Origin of the sequence: Shewanella sp. SR43-4 (assembly GCF_014163845.1) — a bacterium.
Lineage (GTDB): Bacteria > Pseudomonadota > Gammaproteobacteria > Enterobacterales > Shewanellaceae > Shewanella > Shewanella vesiculosa.
This window is the reverse complement of the sequence record NZ_JACJEB010000073.1, coordinates 1-230: the sequence shown is the minus strand read 5'-3', so window position 1 is coordinate 230 and position 230 is coordinate 1. Positions and strand designations below refer to the sequence as shown.

Sequence of the window (230 nt, the reverse complement as noted above, 5' to 3'; positions counted from 1 at the left end):
AAGATTCAAAAAACTTTAATTGAAGAGTTTGATCATGGCTCAGATTGAACGCTGGCGGCAGGCCTAACACATGCAAGTCGAGCGGTAACACAAGGGAGCTTGCTCCTGAGGTGACGAGCGGCGGACGGGTGAGTAATGCCTAGGGATCTGCCCAGTCGAGGGGGATAACAGTTGGAAACGACTGCTAATACCGCATACGCCCTACGGGGGAAAGGAGGGGACCTTCGGGC

At 53.9% G+C, this 230-nt stretch carries 1 rRNA gene; it reads left to right on the top strand.

The features are described 5' to 3' along the window. Positions 1–16: 16 nt before the first annotated feature. Positions 17–230, top strand: a 16S ribosomal RNA gene (locus H5123_RS20460); the annotation flags it as partial.